Here is a 19,074-nt window from a genome sequence, read left to right as displayed (position 1 = left end):
ATCGCGAGTCCGATAGACAAGTAAGAGTGTTCCTCAATGTTACCGAGTAGTCAGTGCGTCAAAGGTAGTGATTTCGCCAAGGTTGTCTGGCTCATAACCCGGCACCGTGTTGATACGATCTATCAGCGCCGGGGATTTCATTGATGTGGTCAGGTATTCCAGTGTGGCAGCCGGTAAGCGATCCTGACGGTAGATCAACATGTAGTGCTCACACGCCAATTCAATAAAGTTCAGATTGAACTGCTCCGCCGCCGCCTGCACACCAAAGCCCACCTCTGCCATACCCGAAGCCACAAAGGCCGCGATAGCTGTGTGGGTAAACTCCTGCTGGGGCGTGCGATTGATGCTTCGCTCAGCAACCCCCTGTTGCTTCAGCAACAAATTAAAGAGGATGCGAGTGCCTGAGTGGCGGTCCCGGCTCACAAAGCTGAGGCCAGATTCGCTCAGATCCTTCAAGGTGCGAATGTTTTCGTGCTCACCTTTACGCATCATCAGCCCTTCGCGACGGGTAACAAAGCGAATCAGCCGCAAGTTGTTCCCGCTTAGATGTTTTCGGTAGTGGCTGATAATTTGCCGGGCAAGCGCCGGGCACGTTGGCAAGTGAAAGCTCGCTACATCACATTCGCCACGGTTTAGCGCAGTCAGTGCTTCTTCCGGGTTCCTGTACTGCAGGTTGATGTTTATCTGTTGGGAGAACTCAGGCAAGAGCGCAACCGAATACCCATGGCTGGCATGCAGGCGCAGAGTGGGTTGTGCCCCGGCCAACAGTTGCTGAACCTGATCATTCAACTCCGCTGCCATGCTATCGATTTGAGGCCCCAGCCGGGCTTTTACCCGGTGTTCGGCCCACAGCAGAGTTTCCCCCAACGCAGAGAGCTGGCTGCCGTGCCCTTTGCGCATAATCACAAGCGGCAAGCCCAGAATATCCGCAGCCCGGTTCAGGAGGTTCCACGCATGTCGGTACGACACCCCGGCAGCCGCTGCCGCAACCGTTAGCTTGCCGGTATCGCGAATGCTTTCCAGCAAACGAAATAGAACCGGCTCGAAGAATTCATCGGTGTCGGTGCGAAACACCCACGCAGGGGCTATATCCAGTTTCTTGTTATGCATTTGCGTTCATATTCCTTAGCTGTGCGGGGAGTGCTAATTTTCCTGAAGAGAGCTTGATTACTGTATCAGAATAAAAACAGGTAGGAACGATTATGCATATGTCAGAGAACACCAACCATAACGCGCCGGTGATGACCGTGCCCGAGGACTGGAGCCCTGACATCATTCGCCAGGAAGTCGCAGCCCTGCAGCATAAGCCAGGTGCGCTTTTACCCATTCTGCATGCCATACAGAACCGCATTGGCTATGTGCCAGAGGGCGCTGTGCCCATTATTGCTGAAATGCTGCAGCAGAGCCGCGCCGATATTCACGGGGTTATCAGCTTTTATCATCACTTTCGCACCCGCCCGGCCGGCAGCAACCTGCTGGAAGTCTGCCGTGCGGAAGCCTGTCAGGCGCGGGGTGGCCGCGCATTTGAGCGGCACGTTCAGGAAAAGCTTGGTGTGGACTACCACCAAACCACAGCGGACAACGAGTTCACGCTTAAGCCGGTGTATTGCTTGGGCAACTGTGCCTGTGGCCCCTCTATTCGCGTAAACAATGAAACGATCGGTCGAATGACCCCCCAAAAGTTCGACCAGCTGGCGGACAAACTCACCACGTCTGTTTTGCAGCTAAAATGAAGGCAGGAGCAAATCTAATGACAATAACCGTGTATGTGCCCTGCGATACCACAGCTCTTTCTCTGGGCGCCGACCGTGTAGCGCAAGAACTAAAGCACGCAGCCGCAGCGCAAGGCCAGCAAATAAACCTGGTGCGCAATGGTTCCCGCGGGCTCTTCTGGTTGGAACCCTTGGTGGAAGTACAAACACCCGAGGGCCGAGTGGCTTATGGCCCGGTAGAGCCGGAACAAGTAGAGGGGTTAGCAGCTGCAGGCTTGTTTGAAGGCAAACCGGATCACCTACTGCATCTGGGCGATATCGAAAAGCACCCATACCTTGCGCAGCAGCAGCGCCTGACCTTTGCCCGCATCGGTATCACCGACCCCATTTGTATTGATGAGTATATTTCCCATGGTGGCTTCGCCGGTTTGGAGAAAGCCGCTGCACTAACACCCCAGAACATTGTGGACGAAGTAAAAGCCTCCGGCCTGCGTGGCCGTGGCGGCGCCGCCTTCCCCGCCGGCATCAAATGGCAAACCGTGCTGGATGAGCCGCATGGCCAGCAGAAGTACGTGGTGTGTAACGCCGACGAAGGCGATTCCGGCACCTTTGCCGACCGCCTGGTGATGGAGTGCGACCCCTACATGCTGATTGAGGGCATGGCTATTGCCGGCTTGGCAGTGGGCGCGACTCTGGGCTTTATCTATGTGCGCTCGGAATATCTGCTGTCGGAGAAGATGCTGAACGAAGCCATCCGCAGGGCCGAGGCTCAAGGCTATCTTGGCGAAAACGTCTGCGGTAGTGGTCGCCCCTTTCACCTTGAAGTGCGCCTTGGCGCAGGCGCCTATATTTGTGGTGAAGAAATCTCACTACTGGAAAGCCTGGAAGGCAAGCGCGGGCTGGTGCGTTCCAAGCCGCCACTACCCGCCATCAAAGGGCTGTTCGGGCAACCTACAGTGGTAAACAACGTGCTCTCGCTGGCGGCCGTGCCGTACATAATGGCGAACGGCGGCAAAGCCTACGCGGATTACGGCATGGGCCGCTCACTGGGCACCCTGCCCATTCAGCTGGCGGGCAATATCAAACAGGGAGGCCTGATTGAATTGGCCTTCGGCGTTACCTTGCGCACCGTGCTGGAAGACTTTGGCGCAGGCACCTTTACCGGCCGGCAAATGAAAGCTGTGCAGGTGGGGGGGCCGCTCATGGCCTACATGCCGGAAAGCCAATGGGACACTCCCATGGATTATGAAGCCTTCGCCGCACTCGGTGCCGGTATTGGCCACGGTGGCGTGGTGGTGTTTGATGACACCGTGGATATGGGCGAACAAGCCCGTTTTGCCATGGAGTTCTGCGCTGTTGAATCCTGTGGCAAATGCACCCCATGCCGAATCGGTTCGGTGCGCGGTGTGGAAGTGATTGACCGCATCCGCGCGGGTGAGAACCAGAACAGCAATCTGGAATTGCTGGAAGACCTGTGTGAAACCATGGTGGACGGTTCCCTCTGCGCCATGGGCGGCATGACCCCCTTCCCGGTACAGAGCGTTATGAAATACTTCCCAGAAGACCTGATGGCCAGTCCGCGCCAGGTGGAGGCTTGATATGTTGCATTACTACGATCCCAGCACCCAAAGCTACGAGCCTGGCAAGAACGGCCTGAACCCTGATTTCGACTCTTTTTCCAGGGATCTGGGCACACCGCCCAGTCTCTCAGAAGAGTTGGTTTCCATATCGGTGGATGGTCGTGATATCACAGTTCCTGAAGGTACCTCGGTATTACGTGCCGCTGCACTGGCCGGCATCAACATCCCCAAACTGTGCGCTTCCGACAATCTGGAAGCCTTCGGCTCCTGCCGCCTGTGCGCGGTAGAGATTGAAGGCCGCCGCGGTTACCCGGCCTCCTGCACTACGCCTGTGGCCGAAGGCATGGCCGTTACCACCCAGACCGGCAAGCTGGCGAAACTGCGCCGCAATATCATGGAGCTGTACATCTCCGACCACCCGCTGGATTGCCTCACTTGCCCGGCCAACGGCAATTGCGAGCTGCAGGATGTGGCTGGCGTAGTGGGCCTGCGGGAAGTGCGTTACGGGTTCGACGGCGAGAACCATCTGGATGCGGAAACCGACAGCTCCAACCCCTACTTCAGCTTCGATCCCAGCAAATGCATTGTCTGCTCTCGCTGTGTGCGAGCCTGCGACGAGGTGCAAGGCACCTTTGCGCTGACCATCGAAGGCCGCGGCTTTGATTCCAAAGTGGTCGCTAGCCAGAACGACCCGTTCATGGATTCCGAGTGTGTGTCTTGTGGCGCCTGTGTGCAGGCTTGCCCTACGTCCACACTGATGGAAAAAAGCGTGATCGACGCCGGCCAGCCCGAGCACAGCATAGTCACCACCTGCGCCTACTGCGGTGTTGGCTGCTCGTTCAAGGCTGAGATGAAAGGCGACCAGGTGGTGCGCATGGTTCCTTACAAAGGCGGCGAAGCTAACCACGGCCATTCTTGTGTAAAAGGCCGGTTTGCCTTCGGCTACGCCACCCACGAGGATCGCATTCGCGAGCCGCTGATTCGCGATTCCATTAACGACCCCTGGAAAGTGGTGTCCTGGGACGAAGCCCTGGCGTTCGCGGCGAAAAAACTCAAAGACACTCAGGCCCAATACGGCCGTGAAAGCATTGGTGGCATTACCTCCTCTCGCTGCACTAACGAAGAAACCTATCTGGTGCAGAAGCTGGTGCGGGCTGCCTTTGGCAACAACAATACAGATACCTGTGCACGGGTATGCCATTCCCCTACTGGTTATGGTCTGAAAACCACCTTGGGTGAATCAGCCGGCACTCAGACCTTCGATTCGGTAATGAAGGCCGACACCATCATGGTGATCGGGGCCAACCCAACGGATGCCCACCCGGTATTCGGCTCGCTGATGCGCAAGCGTTTACGCCAAGGCGCCAAGCTAATCGTAATCGATCCGCGCCGAATCGATTTAGTCCACACGCCCAATGCCGAGGAAGGTCTGCACCTGCCGCTGCGCCCCGGCACCAACGTGGCCATAGTGAACGCCCTGGCCCATGTGATTGTGACCGAAGGCCTGGAAGATCAGGCGTTCATCAACAGCCGTTGTGATACTGAGGCCTACAACACCTGGCGCAGGTTTATTGCGGAAGAACGCAACTCCCCTGAAGCCACAGAGTCGGTAACCGGCGTAGCGGCAGACAAGGTTCGTGAGGCTGCCCGCATGTATGCACAGGCAGACAACGGTGCCATCTACTACGGCCTGGGCGTGACTGAACACAGCCAGGGCTCCACCATGGTGATGGGCATTGCCAACCTGGCGCTGGCCACGGGCAACATTGGCAAAGAGGGTGGCGGCGTGAACCCGTTGCGCGGGCAAAATAACGTGCAGGGTTCCTGCGATATGGGCTCCTTCCCCCATGAGTTGCCGGGCTACCAGCATGTGAACGATCAAGCCGTGCGTGAGCGCTTCGAAGCTGTTTGGGGTGTGCCCATCGATAACGAACCGGGGCTGCGCATTCCGAATATGTTTGACGCAGCCATCGCTGGCAGCTTCAAGGCTCTTTACGTGCAGGGCGAGGATATTGCCCAGTCAGATCCCAACACCCAGCATGTAGAAGCGGCGCTGAAAGCATTGGACTGCCTGATTGTGCAAGACATCTTCCTGAACGAAACCGCCAAGTTTGCCCATGTGTTGCTGCCGGGCTCCACCTTTTTGGAAAAGAACGGCACCTTCACCAACGCTGAACGCCGCATCAACCGCGTGCGCAAAGTGATGGAGCCCGTTGCGGGCCTGGAAGATTGGGAAGTAACCATGGCGTTGTCTAACGCTCTGGGCTACCCCATGCACTACAACCATCCATCTGAAATCATGGATGAAATAGCATCGCTAACCCCCACGTTTACCGGCGTAAATTACGACAAGCTGGAGCAGCTGGGCAGCATTCAGTGGCCCTGCAACGATGAGCACCCGGATGGTACGCCCACCATGCACATGGCGGACTTCCCCATCGGCAAGGGTCGGTTTGCGGTAACCGAGTATCTGGCAACCGAAGAGCGTGCAAGCCGCCGCTTCCCGTTGCTGCTGACGACAGGGCGAATCCTGTCCCAGTACAACGTTGGCGCCCAAACCCGTCGCACAAGCAACAGCGACTGGCATGAAGAGGACGTGCTGGAGCTGCACCCCAGCGATGCAGAACTGCGCGGCGTAAAAGACGGTGACTGGCTGGGCATCAGCAGCCGCGTTGGCCATACAGTGCTGCGAGCAAAAGTGAGTACCCGAATGTTGCCGGGCGTGGTTTACACCACCTTCCATCACCCGGGCAGCGGTGCCAACGTGGTAACCACCGACAACTCCGATTGGGCCACCAACTGCCCGGAATACAAGGTAACCGCCGTTCAGGTAGAAAAAGTGTCCCAGCCATCGGATTGGCAACGGGATTTTGTGGATTTCGACAAGCGCCAGCAGGCACTGCTGAAACCGGCCATGAGTAAGCAGGAAAATAGCCATGCAACTACTCTCAAGTAATCAGAGGCCAGCGGCTGTGGCTGATTCACCTGGCAAAACCTCGCCACCAGCAGTGAGCGAGGCCTGGGTAAATGTGCGTGGCGGTATCAAGGGCGCGCGCTCCCACGATCTGGTTGCGGAAGAAGTACCCGTGGCTATGGTGTACAACGGAGTGTCCCATGCGGTGATGATGGCTTCGCCCTGTGATCTTAAGGACTTTGCCCTGGGCTTCAGCCTGAGCGAAGGTATTCTGCAGCGGCCGGACCAGCTGTTCAGCATCGAGATAAAACCCAGCGAAGACGGCATAGAGGTGCAAATGCACATTGCCGGCGATTGCTATGCCCGCTTGCGGGAGCAACGCCGCAACATGGCAGGCCGAACCGGTTGCGGGCTCTGCGGTACAGAATCCCTTGCTCATGTGGTGCGAACCCTTGAAAAGGTGGCGACGAAGCCGCTCCCCGGTGATGAAATCGTTCAAGAAGCACTGACCAACCTGAAAAAACACCAGCCACTGCAACTGCAAACCGGTGCTACCCACGGTGCAGCCTGGTGCGATTCTCAGGGCAGAATTGTAATGGCGCGAGAAGACGTAGGCCGGCATAACGCATTGGATAAACTGATCGGCGCCCGGCTACGGGAACATGGCGAACAAGCCTTCAGTGAAGGCTTTGCACTGATCTCCAGCCGTGCCAGCTTTGAAATGGTGCAGAAAAGCGCCAACGTGGGCATAGGCAGCCTGGTGGCAGTATCCGCCCCGACTGCTTTGGCCATTCGCGAAGCCGAAAAAAGTGGCATGAACCTTATCGGATTTGCTCGCCCCGGCCGCCACGTAATCTATGCCCGTGGCGATGAAAAGGCTCAGGAGAGAGAGTTGTGAGTGATCAGCAGTTGAACAACCTGATTAAGATGCTCGACCAGATAATCGCCAATAACCTGCACCATGGTGACGACGAAAAGGTAACCGATGTAGCAGCCGACCACCTTCAAAAATTCTGGGCTCGTAGCATGAAGCAGCAAATCATTGCCTATGCCAACCAGCGCCCGGATGAGTTGTCTATTTTGGCGAAGTTGACGGTCGACAAACTCGAGCCTGCTGTGGAGGTATAGCGTGAAACTGTACAGGTTTTAACCGTTTTTAACAGACCCAAAGCACGTTTTACATATAAACTGCCTGGCGCTGATGTTGGAAATTTCACATTTGAGAAAAACTCATGCGCGGCACATACGTTGAGCTTATTGAAACCCAGGTCGATGTCGCTGACCTGGAAGTCGGAATGCACGTCATCCGACTGGATAGACCCTGGGAAGACACAGACTTCCTGGTTCAGGGGTTTATCATCAACGATATGACACAGCTGCACGCTGTGCGCCGCCAGTGTGAGTATGTGTTTATACAGGGCGTGGCTGAAAGACACCGCGAGCCCATAGAAAAAAAGCCCGGCTCCAATCGCCTTACCGGTTTTTTCAAAAGCAAAAAACAACAGGCAAAAACACCGCAACCCGGCTCGGCTCGGGTTATTCCGAGAAAGCGGGTTTCCTATATTAATCAAGTGAGTGTGGGCCGTGAGCTTCAAACCGTCAGCATGCGATTTGAAGAGGCTCAAGATACGGCCAAATCCATCATGTCTGGCTTGCGGGTAAGCCGTGCTCTGGACATCAACAACGCGCGAGCGGTTGTGAACAGTTGTGTGGAGAGCGTTCTACGTAATGAGAACGCCTTGATGCTGCTCACCAGAATCAAAAACCAGGATGAATACACCGCAGAGCATTGCATCAACGTGTCCATACTGGCGGCTGCGTTTGGCAAATCACTGGGCATGATAAAGGGTGAAATTCAGAACCTGGCGTTGTGCGGCCTGCTGCACGATGTGGGTAAAACCAAAATACCGAACGAAGTTCTGAACAAACCAGGGCGCCTGACCGCCGACGAATTTGATTTGATGAAAAACCACGCAGTTCATGGCCGAACCATACTGATGAGCACGGGCGCTGCGCTGCATTCCGCCGTGGATGTTGCCTTTTCTCATCATGAACGAGTGGATGGCCAAGGGTACCCGCGGGGCCTGCCGGCTGAAAAAATCCCTTATTTTGCGAAGATCATTTCATTGGTAGACACCTACGATGCAATCACCAGTAAGCGGGTGTACCAAAAAGCCCTGGCATCCATGCATGCGTTAGAAATTATTCACAAGAATCGCGGAACTCAGTTTGATGCGGAACTGGCCGATGCGTTTATCCAGATGATAGGGATTTACCCACCTGGCTCCATTGTTGAAATGATGAATGGAGAGGTAGGGATAGTAGTAGAGAGTGATCCTGACCATAAGCTCAAACCCAAGGTATTGATGGTACGGAATGCCCATAAATTACCAGTGACACCGGCCAGGATGCTGGACCTGAAAACCGGCCCAACAGACGAGAGAGATCAGGTTTTTCATATATCCAAAGAGGTGCCGGATGGCACCTATGGTATTGTTTTGCGGGATTTTGTGAGGGACGGTTTGATTGTAGCCGCTACTACACCAGCGCTTGATCCCGAAGAGAACGATTGAGATTACTGAGTCAGCCCTTCCATTCTTTTTAATAAAGCACTTTTGGAAACACATGTCAGGTATCGGAATAAAAGAACAAGGGTATGTTAAATCGGCCTTGATCACGGGCCTTCTCTGCGCAGTGGCATTTACAGCTGTTGTTTATGGTGCATTAACCTATCAGGCAAGCGAACAGCTCGCGGATTTAAAAATTGCTGAGCAGGCCAAAGTTAGGCTCACCTCCGGGCTACTCACCCAAATCTATGATTACGCCGCGAATGACCTGCGCACAGTGTCAAAACTGCCAGCGACCGAGGCGTTCAATCAATCTCGCGCTGACATTGACAAAGTGCGGCTTAAGCAGGTGTTTCGTGTCCTGCTCGAGCAAAAATCAATCTACAACCAGATTCGCTTTCTCGACGTTGATGGAACTGAGTTGGTTCGGCTGGATTATTCATCCGGTAGCAGCGTAACTACCCCTGATGGCCAACTGCAGTCTAAGGGCACCCGTTACTATTTCACTGGCACCTTGGCCATGCCTGAGGGCAATGTGTACGTATCCCCTCTCGATTTGAATGTTGAGAACGGCCAGGTCGAATCCCCCTACCTGCCTATGGTTCGGTTTGGTGTACCAGTGTTTGGTGATGGTGGCCAAAAGCAAGGTACTGTAATTCTCAATATGCTAGGCCAGTCGCTTCTGGACACCTTCAGGCAGAGCATGGGGGAAACCTACCCGGCATTTTTGCTTAACAGCGAGGGTGGCGTGTTATCTGCTCCGGATGAAAACGACGAGTGGGGCTTCATGTTTGGCTTGCCTTCTGCATTTCAGCGAGAGTATCCGAAAGCATGGGAACACATATCACAAAGTGAAAGTGGCCATATTGATACGCCGGCAGGCCTCTTTGTGTTTGAAACGGTTCACCCGCTTCTGGGGCTGGATTCATCAGAAGGAAGTGAGGATTACGCCTGGAAGGCTGTTGCGTTTTTACCCTCAAGCACACTACCGACGAACGCACTTTTTACGCACCCATGGGTAGTTGGTTTTTACCTGATTGGTGTGGTGCTGATATTAGTGGTGACGTTCTATTTCCAGTTTTCCCTCCACAATCGCCGCCAGCTAAGGCGCGAAAACGCACAGCAGGCCCGGCGCTTCTGGAAAATCTCCAGCGTGCTTGGAGATGGCCTGATCGTTATGGATAGCGAGGGTGTTGTTACCTATATCAACCCGGAAGCTGAGCGAATTTTGGGCTGGAGTTCCGAGGAAATGGTCACCAAACAAGGGCACGATGTATTCCACGTGCATGAGGGAGATGAAACCAGCTGTTCCATCCTCAACGTGATGAATACCCGCGAGCTATACCGCAGTAAAGACGAGGAGTTTCGCCGAAAAGATAAGGCCACCATTCCGGTGATCCTGAATGCTGCTCCGCTAACCAGCGATACTGGCGATGAGGGGGTGGTGATCTCATTCCAGGATTTCTCCGAGATGAAAAAGTACCAGGAGAAAATTCACACACTCGCGTATCAGGATATTTTGACTGACCTTCCCAACCGGCGAGCTTTGGACGATCGGTTGAGCCTGGCTATTGCGCTCTCAAGGCGTCATTCCCGCTATCTTGGGCTGATGTTCCTTGATCTTGACCACTTTAAAGAAGTGAACGACACCCTTGGCCACGATGCTGGTGATAGCCTTTTAAAAGAAATCGGGGCGAGGCTGCAGAGCAGCATTCGTGAGACAGACACAGTGGCGCGTATGGGTGGAGACGAGTTCATCGTATTGCTACCGGAAGTCTCCTCACCGGAAAATGCCACAACAGTGGCTGAAAAGATTATTCAGGCAGTTGCAGCGCCCGTTTATATGCCCGAAGGGGTTGCTCGGGTGAGTGTGAGTATTGGAATTGTGGTTGCTCGCGGTGCTGGAATTACCAACGAAGGCCTTATGCAAAGTGCCGATGCAGCCATGTATGAAGCGAAGCGAGCGGGCAAGAACCGGTATTTTATCAGTGAGCATGACCTGCCAATTTCCAATACCGACGACTAGACTGGTCGTGCACTGATCTTCGTTGATAATCAAAAGGGCGCTTCTCGGCATGAGCCAATCGGTTGCCTACTACAACGCGCACGCGCAGCAGTTTATAGACGAAACGCTGCATGTAGATATGTCCGCACTGTACGATGCATTTTTGCCACACCTCCCTGAAAACGCACACATTCTGGACGCAGGCTGTGGCTCAGGGCGGGACTCCCGCGAGTTTCTGGCCCATGGCTACCGCGTTACGGCGTTTGATGCCTCCGAAAAACTGGCTGCCCTGGCAACCAAAGCCATAAGCCACCCGGTTTCTGTTCGCACATTTAGCCAGGTTACTGAACATCAGGCCTACGATGGCATCTGGGCCTGTGCCAGCTTGCTCCACCTCCCCGGGCAGCAGATACCCCAAGCACTCTCCCAACTATGGCAAGCCATGAAGCCAGGCGGCGTTTTATACCTGAGTTTCAAAAGAGGAGAAGGGCAGCGCGAACACAATGGCCGGCACTTTACCGATGCAACAGAGGCTCAGCTTGAACGCTGGGCAGGTGCATTACCCGGGCTTGAGAAGATAACCACTTGGCAGACTGCAGATCGCAGGCCGGGGCGGGATGAGTATTGGGTGAATGGGGTTTTTCATAAGCGTGGTCTTATCGATCCCGTCACAAATATTGATGCCAAGTTTTCGATTTAAAGTTAATGCATATGGGAAAGTGAAATGCCGTTGTGCCCGGTAACTATTTGTTACTAAAGACTAAGAGTGAGCTACATTCATAGCTTGGAACGGGATCGTTTATCAAGCAGTATTGGTTTGCCGAGAGAGTTTTGATGCCCGTGTGTCTAGGGGGTGGAGAACTTTAAATCAATGTATCACGCGTTGGTTAGATCTTAGAGAGGACGTACCAGCACTCCTCCCTCGACTAAGTACGAGTAGGATAAATGAGACTATGGAACGAGTTGCAGGCAAAAAAGCCTATCCGGTACGAGAAGTTGATGCTGCACCCTATGCTGCGGCCTTGATTGAAGGTCACAGGGACTTTGGGTACAGCCTCGAAACTGCATTGGCAGATGTTATTGATAACTCAATATCTGCTGGAGCAAAAACTATTCAGTTAATTGCCAGCACTGCAGTTGAGAAGCCTGTAATAGCCTTAGCGGACAATGGTTCTGGCATGTCTGAAACAGAACTTATAGAGGCCATGCGGCTTGGCTCAAAGAATCCCAAGGATGTTAGGGCCATCGATGATCTGGGGCGTTTCGGGCTTGGACTTAAAAGTGCTAGCTTTTCCCAGTGCAGAAGTTTGACAGTTTTGACTCGCAAAAACGGAAAAGTATCATGCGCGCGCTGGGATCTTGACCGCATATCTCGACGCAACGATTGGTCACTCGAGCTAATTGACCATCCTGAGAGCATTGCTGGCTATGAGCTATTGAGCGAGACAGGTACGGTGGTTATCTGGGAAAAGCTTGATCGCCTGATAGACGGGTTTGGTGAAGATCGTCCTAAACGTACCAGCTACATAAACGCTGAGTTAGGGAGAGCAGAACGACACCTTCGACTGGTTTTCCATAGGTTTCTGGAAGGGCGGAATCCAAAGCTGACTTTGTTTCTCAACGACCGGGAACTCAAGCCTATAGATCCAATGGCTGCATCTCATCCTGCTACTCAAAAAGACCCCGAAGAAGTCCTCCAGCTTAGCAAAGGTAATGTTCGTATTCGCTGTTACACGCTGCCTCACCACAAAAAAGTAACACGTGAGGAGTGGGAAGAAACGGGTGGGCCAGAGGGCTATCTCAAATCTCAGGGGCTCTATATATACCGGGAAAATCGATTAATTATTGCTGGTGGGTGGCTTGGGCTGGCTCGCCAAACGGAGCTCACAAAGTTGTGTCGGATAGCAGTAGACATTCCAAACACGATGGATGCTGAGTGGAAAATTGATGTCAAGAAGGCCTCTGCTCAACTGCCTCCCCTTGTAAGAGAGCGGCTTAAAAAGGTGGTAGAGCGTTTTGTTGGAACCTCAAAACGCACCTATCGCAGGCGTGGCCAAAAGTTAGTGGACGAAACCAAGCACCCCATTTGGAACCGTGTCCAACAGGATGGTGAGATTTCCTTCCGGCCTAATTTGGATCATCCAGTATTCAAGGCGTATTCAGATAAGCTTCCTGAGGGCTTGCGTGACGGCTTTAAACGATGCTTGCGTCTTGTTGGTTCAGGTTTACCTGTTGAAACTTTGCACGCGGAGCTGGTGGGTAACGCGGAGATGGTTGTGGCTGATGAGACAGATGAAGAGGATCTGAGGCAGATGGTCTATGCGACAGCTGATGCTCTTGTCAGTAATGGTGTGGAAGCTGGTTCTCTTTCAGACACCTTACAAAGTCATCCTTTTCTCAGGTCAAACTGGTACGTAGCCAAACAGATAATCGAAGAGTATTTACGCGAGGGAAATGCATGAGCGGCAGTAAATATGACCAGCTAATGAGTGTGGTTGAATCAGCTTTATTCAATCAGCCACGGAAAACCGAAGAGGAGCTGCGGAGATTAATTGAGGCGTTGGCGAATGCGGTCGCTCCGGAAATTGATACCGAGGAAAGAGAGCACCTTGCAAGAGAAGTTGAGGCAAAACAGGGTATCAAGGCCGGATTGGGGGCAGTAGTAGATGGAGATGATTTCGAACCTTGGCTAGACGATGCAAAAGCGTCTATAGAACCTTTCTATTGGCATCGGTATCAAAAGTTACTTTTACAGAACGGGTTACCTCGAGACGTCGTCACATCAACAGATAAGGTTACAGACAAAATACTCGGCCGGCTGGGGAACCCCAAGAAACAGATGGCTTGGGACAGGCGGGGAATGGTTGTTGGCCACGTCCAGAGCGGAAAAACTGCGAACTACACCGGCCTTATCTGTAAGGCTGCAGACGCTGGGTACCGTTTGATCATAGTAATTGCTGGTATTCATAACAATTTGAGAAACCAGACTCAGGCCAGAATCGATGAAGGGTTTATTGGCAGGGATACTGGCAGAGTCCAAGAAAAGGGAAAAGGAGGCGCGCGGTACACGGTAGGCGTTGGACAGTTCGACTCTAACAGAACGCCGGTAAGTCTGACGAATACTTTGAGAGACTTTAATAAGGAAACTGCGTCAACTAATACTAGTGAAATAGATTCATATAAAGTTCCTGTTGTTCTTGTTATTAAAAAGAACCACCGAACACTTTCGAACCTTCTTGACTGGCTTAGAGATAATAGCACGAGAGGTGACCGGGAGATGATCGATCAGCCCATGATTCTAATTGATGATGAGGCTGATAATGCTTCGATAAATACCGGGTACAATAAAAAGTTGGTGACCAAGATCAATAGCCAAATCCGTGACTTGTTGAGTATGTTCCATCGAAGCTGCTATGTCGGATACACTGCAACTCCTTTTGCCAATATCTTCATCGATCCAGATCAAGATGACGAAATGTTCAATGAAGACCTGTTTCCCAGAGATTTCATCATCGGTCTTGATGCGCCGACAAATTATTTTGGGCCACGGAAATTATTTATTGATGGCATACCGGAGGAAGGCGAACCAGTCTGGCTAAGATACATAACCGATAATGAGGACATTCTTCCGGTAAAGCACAAAATTGATCATCAATTAGATAGCCTGCCTGATTCTTTAATAAAGGCTGTACGGACCTTCTTGCTAGCGCGAGTAATCAGAAACCTTCGCGGCCATGCATCTTCCCATTGTTCAATGTTAGTGAACGCCAGTCGATTTACTGATGTTCAGGGAAAGCTAAGAAATCGCATTCACGAAATACTTGAGTATGTAAAAAATGCGGCAAGAGTTAATGCCGCACGCGGAACTGCTGCTCTGGAAGACCCCGAGATTGCCGCTTTATATCATGTTTGGTTGCAAGAATACTCAGAAACTGAGTTCAGCTGGGACGTCATTCAGAAGAGTCTGTTAGAAAGTATAGCTTCTGCGAAGGTTGTTGAAGTTAACAGTAGAGCTAATGATCTTGATTATTCTGCAGCAGGAGAAAGAGGTCAGACTGTTATTGCAGTCGGAGGCTTTTCGTTATCCCGGGGACTGACATTAGAGGGATTGACAGTCACCTGGTTTCTACGAAATACAATGATGTATGACACCCTGATGCAAATGGGTCGCTGGTTTGGCTACAGAGGTGGGTACGAGGATTTGTGTCGTGTTTGGATGCCACCAGAGGCGATCGATTGGTATGCATTCATAGCGAACGCCTCCGAAGAGCTTCATGAAGAGCTGAAAATAATGGAGAAAGCAAAAGCAACTCCCAAAATGTTCGGGTTGGCAGTCAGGAGTCACCCAGCCTCTCTTTTGGTCACGGCTAGAAACAAGATGGGATCAGGGAGAAAAGTTACTACGATGGTAGGGCTCTCCAACCGGTTTATAGAAACCGCTAAGGTGAGCGTCACATCAGAGGATCTAACCGCGAACATGGCAATATCAAGATCCTTCGTCGGATATTTGATTGATGGCGAACTTGAGCATGAAGTTACCGAATGGGGGTACCTTTGGAGAGGAATTAGTTGGGAGAGCATTGACCAGTTTTTGGCCGGCTGGCGAAATGCGGAACAAAGTGTCACTACAGAAACTGGGCCTGTCCGTAAATATATTCAGGCTCGAAGCGACGGGGAGCTCAAAAAGTGGGATGTTCTGATTACATCAAAAAAATCTGGAGAGCCAGATTGCTCCTTGGGGCTCCAGATTATACCTGCGGAACGAAAAGTCAGTATTAGCGACCCTAAACATGCTTATATGTCATTTAGTGGTAAAGGCATGAGGTTAGCGTCAAGAGGAATTGAAAAGGCCGGGCTTGCTCCTGGTGAGGCGCTTCAAGCGGAGGAGAGCTTTCGTTTGGCAAATAATAAAAACAAGGGTGATGTTGTGAATTATCCGGATAAAGCGTATCGCCAAATGAGAACCAAAGGGCTATTTATTCTGCATTTGGTTCAACCGAAAAATCCTACTGAAGATTCACAAGCGAAGTATCGTGATTTGATACCGCAAGCACCTGTAGTCGGCTGGGGTATCAGTTTGCCAGTTTCATCCCGTCCGACTGAAAAAGTAGAGTATGTTGTGAATACAGTCAGATATACCGAGTTGTTTGGGGATGAAGATGAGGATCAGGAGTCAGAATATGACGAGCCCTGATCCTTGGAGCAAACTGCCCCCGGATGAAGCCCGGCGAGTGAGTGCCACAGGGCAATTCGATTTTTTTTGGGTGACACTTGAGCTTGGTATGCCAGGCTTGATGTTGCGACTTCCGCAGTTGCCGGATCCTCTTCCCGAGCTTCCCAAATTAAAGAATCTCTCAGTTTGTTTCCGCACATCTGCTTCAGCTCCTGCTTTTGTTCTCGCTCTAAAAGAACAAAGTCAGGTAGAAATATTCGAAACGCTCTGTCGGGACGTTGTTTCTGCGTGTGAATCTGCTGACAGCATTGACCACGCCCTGAATAGGGCGATACAGCGTACCCGTCGATGGCACCATCTTCTCAGAGGTGGCAGTAGAGCTGGTTTGTCTATTGAGGAGCAGAGAGGGCTTGTGGGTGAGCTGGCGGTTCTCAGGGAGCTTATAGCCGGCTTGGGCCCAGACGCTGCTATTGACGCATGGAAAGGGCCAAGTAGAGCTACGAAGGATTTCGAGTTCATCGGAACTTGCATCGAGGTGAAGACTCGTCGCGTTGCTGCCAAACCTTTTGTTTCAATCTCTTCAGCGGAGCAGTTGGCGGACGTTGAAGGCTGCCGGCTGTTTATGCGTATTGTTAATGTGGCGTCTGCAGTTACCCCTGTAGGGCAAAGCTTGCATGACCATGTAGAAATGACTGCTCAGCTTTTCGCCGAAACCGTAACCGCTATCGATGATTGGGAAGTAGCTTTATATGATTATGGATATGATCCCGAAAATGACTATGGCGGGCGCCGCTGGCAATTGGGGGAAGTAAAAACTTATGAGGTAATAGACGACTTTCCGCGTATTGCTGTTCCGCTGCCAACTGGTATTGAAATGGTTAAGTATGCATTGTCTATCGAAGCTTGCGCCAGATTTGAAAAAGAAATCGACCTAGTTGAAGTAATCAGGGATGGTTTGGAAAATGGATGAATTATATAGCTTTCACCATGAATTGATTGCCGATATACAAGGTGATGCCGATGCTTTGGGTGTGGTTACTACAGAAGCATTTTTTGAAAAAGTGGCAGAGCTTTTATCAGAGGCTGGTGAAATTGATGAAGCAAACAGGGCCTATTATGACGGAAAATATTCATTTCATCATATATTAGTCGACGGTTATGGTGGTGACCCTGGTGAAAACTCTGATGTTCTTACCCTTATATTATGTGACTTTGCGTTAAGTGATGATGTGCGAGTGGTCAATAAGGGGCATGTGGAGCGACTACGAAATAAGCTCTATAATTTTCTCTTGGCCAGTTTGAATGCTGATTTCCGGGATCGCCTGGAGGAGACCAGTGCCGGTTTTGGGTTGGCAGACCTGATTGTCACAAGATGGAAGTCAGTACAAAAAGTAAAGTTAATCATTGTGACAAATGGGAATTTTAGTGCCCGGTCAGATGCTGACAATCTTGCTGCGGTTGATGGAAAGCAGCTCACCCTTAGCGTTTGGGATCTTAAACGCTTAAAGCAGTTCATGGAGCAAGGTCAAGCTAGGGCAGACCTTATCATTGATTTTGAGAGTGACTTTGGTGGTGGTATTCCGGTGCTGAGAGCATCCGGAGGAGAAGGGGCGTTTGAAAGCTATCTAGCAGTGATTCCGGGGGCGCAGTTGGCTGGTATTTACGAAAAATGGGGGCCGCGCCTTCTCGAGGCAAACGTCCGAAGCTTCCTGCAAGCTAGAGGTAAGGTAAACCAAGGCATTAGAAATACAATACGAGATGAGCCTAATATGTTTTTCTCGTACAACAATGGATTAAGTGCCACTGCAGATGGTGTTGATATCAAGCAAACCTCTTCGGGACTCGAAATGGTGCGCGCGGATAACCTGCAAATTGTTAACGGTGGTCAGACCACGGCCTCCTTACATGCTGCGAGAAAAACGTTTGAGGATCAGCTCAGCGATGTTCATGTACAGATGAAGCTCACTATTGTTCCTCGCTCTCAGTCTGAAAATGTTGTACCCCGCATCTCAGAATACGCGAACAGTCAGAATAAAGTTAACGCTGCAGATTTTTTTGCGAATCACCCCTTTCATATTCAGGTTGAGGGCTTTTCCCGCCGCATACTCGCCCCAGCCGGGGAGGATGGATATCGAGAAACAAAGTGGTTTTATGAACGCGCTAGAGGTCAGTATGCTGATGAAAGGGGCCGTCGCACTCCAACAGAAAGAAAGAAATACGACGCTGAGTTTCCAAGGAGCCAATTCTTCACAAAAACTGATCTTGCCAAGTATGAGAACACCTTTGAATGCATGCCACATATTGTAAGCCGTGGGGCGCAGAAAAATTTTGCGGAGTTTGCAAAGAATATTGGAAAGAATTGGGGTAAGGAGGGTGCTGTTTTTGATGAGCTATGGTTTAAACGATTAGTAGCAAAAGCAATCCTCTTTCGCACCATGGAAAAGCTCGTCTCCAGTGCTGATTGGTATCAGGGTGGGTACCGGGCTAATATCGTTACGTACGGTATATCGAAAGTTGTTTTTGATGCAAAGCAACATGGGCAAGTAATAGATCTTGATCTGATTTGGAAGAGCCAGCAAGTTTCACTCACTCTGAAAGCCGCACTATTGGCAGCGGGGGTAGTTGCCCAAGATGTAATAAATCATCCGCCGGAGGGAGTTCGAAATGCCAGTGAATGGGCAAAGAAGGAGGTTTGTTGGACGTGGCTGACTGAAGCAGAGGTAAATTATCCGGACAAATTTGAGCGCGTGTTAATTTCTGCGGGCGCAGCGAGGAGTCGCGTCAAGGAGGCAAAGGCAGAGGCAAAACTTGATAGCAATGTTAATGCAGAAATAGAGGTTCACCGTCTGGGAGGTCACCTTTGGACAAAAGCTCGAGATTGGGCTCGGGAAAGAGGCATGTTGACCCCGAAAGAACTAGGTGTGGTGGAAACCTGTGCGGCCATTCCTAGGAAAATGCCATCTGAAAAGCAATGCATTGTTGCCCTATCGGCACTGAATAAACTAAAGGATGAGGGGTTTCAAGGCTAATTTCTTCGCGACTCCCCATGTAGCCATGGGGAGCTGTTACATGCTCGACGCATGCTTGGTTATGCAACACGTCCTTGGCTTTTCCTTTGCATCT

General features: G+C 51.6%; 13 protein-coding genes. 12 read left to right on the top strand and 1 reads right to left on the bottom strand.

The window, feature by feature from the left end; translation table 11 throughout:
- Positions 1 to 39: 39 nt before the first annotated feature.
- Positions 40 to 1,110 carry a substrate-binding domain-containing protein gene (locus RG807_RS06015; RefSeq protein WP_309044088.1) on the bottom strand — a complete coding sequence of 357 codons (1,071 nt, stop codon included), beginning with the start codon at positions 1,108 to 1,110 and terminating at the stop codon, positions 40 to 42.
- Between the two features lie 92 nt (positions 1,111 to 1,202).
- Here RG807_RS06015 and RG807_RS06010 point away from each other — a divergent pair, with 92 nt between their 5' ends.
- The 12 genes from RG807_RS06010 to RG807_RS05955 all read left to right on the top strand — a co-directional run bounded on the left by RG807_RS06010 (position 1,203) and on the right by RG807_RS05955 (position 18,980).
- A complete protein-coding gene (locus RG807_RS06010) occupies positions 1,203 to 1,733 on the top strand; it encodes a formate dehydrogenase subunit gamma (protein WP_309044087.1) in 531 nt (176 codons plus the stop codon).
- A gap of 17 nt (positions 1,734 to 1,750) precedes the next feature.
- Complete coding sequence (locus RG807_RS06005; RefSeq protein WP_309044086.1) at positions 1,751 to 3,310, top strand: formate dehydrogenase beta subunit; 1,560 nt, start codon at positions 1,751 to 1,753, stop codon at positions 3,308 to 3,310.
- 1 nt (position 3,311) lies between these two features.
- Positions 3,312 to 6,248, top strand: a complete 2,937-nt coding sequence (fdhF, locus tag RG807_RS06000) for a formate dehydrogenase subunit alpha (RefSeq protein ID WP_309044085.1) — start codon at positions 3,312 to 3,314, stop codon at positions 6,246 to 6,248.
- Between the two features lie 16 nt (positions 6,249 to 6,264).
- The gene (fdhD, locus tag RG807_RS05995; RefSeq protein WP_309044084.1) at positions 6,265 to 7,104 is read left to right on the top strand and encodes a formate dehydrogenase accessory sulfurtransferase FdhD; all 840 of its coding nucleotides are present in this window, start codon (positions 6,265 to 6,267) and stop codon (positions 7,102 to 7,104) included.
- A complete protein-coding gene (locus tag RG807_RS05990) occupies positions 7,101 to 7,334 on the top strand; it encodes a formate dehydrogenase subunit delta (protein ID WP_298451215.1) in 234 nt (77 codons plus the stop codon). Before fdhD ends, RG807_RS05990 begins: the two co-directional genes overlap by 4 nt.
- A 104-nt stretch (positions 7,335 to 7,438) precedes the next feature.
- Positions 7,439 to 8,779 (top strand): cyclic di-GMP phosphodiesterase, encoded by a 1,341-nt coding sequence (locus RG807_RS05985; RefSeq protein ID WP_298451212.1) that lies wholly within the window; start codon positions 7,439 to 7,441, stop codon positions 8,777 to 8,779.
- A gap of 52 nt (positions 8,780 to 8,831) precedes the next feature.
- Positions 8,832 to 10,799, top strand: a complete 1,968-nt coding sequence (locus RG807_RS05980) for a diguanylate cyclase domain-containing protein (RefSeq protein WP_309044083.1) — start codon at positions 8,832 to 8,834, stop codon at positions 10,797 to 10,799.
- A 49-nt stretch (positions 10,800 to 10,848) separates the two neighbouring features.
- The gene (locus tag RG807_RS05975; protein WP_309044082.1) at positions 10,849 to 11,478 is read left to right on the top strand and encodes a class I SAM-dependent methyltransferase; all 630 of its coding nucleotides are present in this window, start codon (positions 10,849 to 10,851) and stop codon (positions 11,476 to 11,478) included.
- A gap of 253 nt (positions 11,479 to 11,731) precedes the next feature.
- Positions 11,732 to 13,240, top strand: a complete 1,509-nt coding sequence (locus tag RG807_RS05970; protein WP_309044081.1) for an ATP-binding protein — start codon at positions 11,732 to 11,734, stop codon at positions 13,238 to 13,240.
- Positions 13,237 to 15,972 carry a Z1 domain-containing protein gene (locus RG807_RS05965; protein ID WP_309044080.1) on the top strand — a complete coding sequence of 912 codons (2,736 nt, stop codon included), beginning with the start codon at positions 13,237 to 13,239 and terminating at the stop codon, positions 15,970 to 15,972. Before RG807_RS05970 ends, RG807_RS05965 begins: the two co-directional genes overlap by 4 nt.
- Entirely contained in the window at positions 15,932 to 16,921 is a 990-nt protein-coding gene (locus tag RG807_RS05960) for a PD-(D/E)XK motif protein (protein ID WP_353962121.1), read from the top strand. Before RG807_RS05965 ends, RG807_RS05960 begins: the two co-directional genes overlap by 41 nt.
- Positions 16,914 to 18,980: an AIPR family protein gene (locus RG807_RS05955; RefSeq protein ID WP_309044078.1), complete on the top strand. Its 2,067-nt coding sequence runs from the start codon at positions 16,914 to 16,916 to the stop codon at positions 18,978 to 18,980. The genes RG807_RS05960 and RG807_RS05955 overlap by 8 nt, the downstream gene beginning before the upstream one ends.
- The last annotated feature ends 94 nt before the right edge of the window (positions 18,981 to 19,074 follow it).

It is taken from the genome of Marinobacter sediminicola (genome assembly GCF_031157525.1).
In the GTDB taxonomy this organism is placed as follows: Bacteria; Pseudomonadota; Gammaproteobacteria; order Pseudomonadales; family Oleiphilaceae; genus Marinobacter; species Marinobacter sediminicola.
This window is presented reverse-complemented; position numbering and strand designations above follow the sequence as displayed.

What these genes read in the sequence shown, in the direction of transcription:
- RG807_RS06005 (WP_309044086.1), top strand. Translation starts at nt 1,751, where the DNA reads ATGACAATAACCGTGTATGTGCCCTGCGATACCACAGCTCTTTCTCTG.
- fdhF (WP_309044085.1), top strand. Translation starts at nt 3,312, where the DNA reads ATGTTGCATTACTACGATCCCAGCACCCAAAGCTACGAGCCTGGCAAG.
- RG807_RS05975 (WP_309044082.1), top strand. Translation starts at nt 10,849, where the DNA reads ATGAGCCAATCGGTTGCCTACTACAACGCGCACGCGCAGCAGTTTATA.
- RG807_RS06010 (WP_309044087.1), top strand. Translation starts at nt 1,203, where the DNA reads ATGCATATGTCAGAGAACACCAACCATAACGCGCCGGTGATGACCGTG.
- RG807_RS05955 (WP_309044078.1), top strand. Translation starts at nt 16,914, where the DNA reads ATGGATGAATTATATAGCTTTCACCATGAATTGATTGCCGATATACAA.
- RG807_RS05970 (WP_309044081.1), top strand. Translation starts at nt 11,732, where the DNA reads ATGGAACGAGTTGCAGGCAAAAAAGCCTATCCGGTACGAGAAGTTGAT.
- RG807_RS05960 (WP_353962121.1), top strand. Translation starts at nt 15,932, where the DNA reads ATGAAGATGAGGATCAGGAGTCAGAATATGACGAGCCCTGATCCTTGG.
- RG807_RS06015 (WP_309044088.1), bottom strand. Translation starts at nt 1,110, where the DNA reads ATGCATAACAAGAAACTGGATATAGCCCCTGCGTGGGTGTTTCGCACC.
- RG807_RS05980 (WP_309044083.1), top strand. Translation starts at nt 8,832, where the DNA reads ATGTCAGGTATCGGAATAAAAGAACAAGGGTATGTTAAATCGGCCTTG.
- RG807_RS05965 (WP_309044080.1), top strand. Translation starts at nt 13,237, where the DNA reads ATGAGCGGCAGTAAATATGACCAGCTAATGAGTGTGGTTGAATCAGCT.
- RG807_RS05985 (WP_298451212.1), top strand. Translation starts at nt 7,439, where the DNA reads ATGCGCGGCACATACGTTGAGCTTATTGAAACCCAGGTCGATGTCGCT.